Genomic DNA, 1,531 nt, shown 5'->3' with positions numbered 1-1,531 from the left:
TACATAAAAGGCTTTGGCTATTAAGATACAAAGAATGATGTATGCAAGGTTATGAATATCCCACATGCTGGTTGCAAGGTCTATATTTTCGTCAAGCATAGGTATGTAAAATAAAAAAACAAAGAAATTAATAACCACGTAAATAGCCAAACCTGTTATAACCCAAAACACTTTTTCACTTTTGAATTTCGCTATATCATCACGCAATTGAGACAAGTAATATAACATGCAATACACTAATAAAAGATATGCTTCAGCAGCCAATAAATTGCCGCTAAGATGCATGAAATTAAACAAGCCGGTATTCTCAAAAAATGTAAAGTTCAATACAAAAAAAAGTAACCACAAAATAGGTATCAGCCGCTTTATTTTGTTGAAATAAGTCTGCTGTAATTTTAAGAAGAACATACAGAAACAAGCGAACCGGATGATGGAATGAATATTATAATAGGGATTGTTGCTCAGCATTTGGTTGAGTTCTTTGCCTGAATTGTACAACATAATCCCATCAGAAATAATGTTCAACACCAAAGCCAGAAAGAGGTATACGATCACAGGTTTTAATACGGAAGGTTGTTTTCTATTAAAAGCTAAAACGCTTAAAGGAATTAATAATGCCCATACTTCGGCAAAATCTAGTGGCGAAAGTTTCAAAAATATTATCATTAATTATATTGGAGAGAATTTGCAATCTCGAGATGAGTATCTATCTTTCTAAATATATTATTATTAAAGATAAATGCATAATAACTTATTCTTAAAAACTATTGTGATGCCAAAAAATTTGAATCTATCATTTATTTTATTCACGTCTTTATTCGCAGCTGGGATTATATCTTGCCAAAATGAAAACGTACAGTCTGAACCGCAAACCACTTTTCAGGAACAGAAGATCTCAAATAAAGCTTTAACGGGCTTAGTAGGTATTTTAGACACCCTTTGGATTGATAGTTTAAGTTTTGCGAAATTACCAGCAGGGAAAATCGCATTTCAATACTATATAGGTGGAATAGATACATTGACACTTCATGGATGGAAGGCAAAGGGATTTATAGGTACAGACTTCGATGATGACCCGATAATCAAATTGTTAAAAGGAAGAAGTACTGGTAGTGTGTAATATGGCCCATCAACTTACTTCGGCGATCTTATTCTAACAAACGGCGATATAAATACCATCGCAAAAGCTTTGAAAAACAACAAAGCACAATACGTTTTATTTGCACCAAATGTTCTTAGAAAACATATTTATTATAATATTTTCGTTGGATTTGACGATCCACATGCCCTTTTTTCTGACTCTTCTGAACATAGATTTTTAATAGCTCCTGTTCCAGTAGTTGGTGTTTCTGCCAACCCTTCCCCACCTAAAAACTTTAATTGATCTGTAACAGGAAAATGTAATAGATAAGAAAAATTACAAACTACTTCTTGGCGGCGAAGGATTTAAGGAGAGATCGAGCGAACTTATAACTGCCCCGTCAGCATGTATAGCAGCGGTAGGTAAACTGTTCATATAACCGATATCATA

The 1,531-nt window shown here is 33.6% G+C and carries 2 protein-coding genes; one reads left to right on the top strand and one right to left on the bottom strand.

What is annotated here, in order from left to right; translation table 11 throughout:
• On the bottom strand, window positions 1-654 hold a 654-nt coding region (locus ACHZDT_RS23270), incomplete at its 3' end, for a hypothetical protein (RefSeq protein WP_394777084.1).
• 85 nt (window positions 655-739) lie between these two features.
• On the opposite strand from ACHZDT_RS23270, the gene ACHZDT_RS23265 reads away from it, so the two are divergent.
• Window positions 740-1,120, top strand: a complete 381-nt coding sequence (locus ACHZDT_RS23265; RefSeq protein WP_394777083.1) for a hypothetical protein — start codon at window positions 740-742, stop codon at window positions 1,118-1,120.
• The last annotated feature ends 411 nt before the right edge of the window (window positions 1,121-1,531 follow it).

The sequence above is a fragment of the Flavobacterium sp. genome, assembly GCF_043722275.1.
Lineage (GTDB): Bacteria > Bacteroidota > Bacteroidia > Flavobacteriales > Flavobacteriaceae > Flavobacterium.
Note: the sequence above shows the minus strand (reverse complement) of the source record. Positions and strands in the feature narration are given on the sequence as shown.

Bases quoted from the DNA above. Each gene is read 5' to 3' on its own strand.
- ACHZDT_RS23265 (WP_394777083.1), top strand. From the start codon at position 740: ATGCATAATAACTTATTCTTAAAAACTATTGTGATGCCAAAAAATTTG.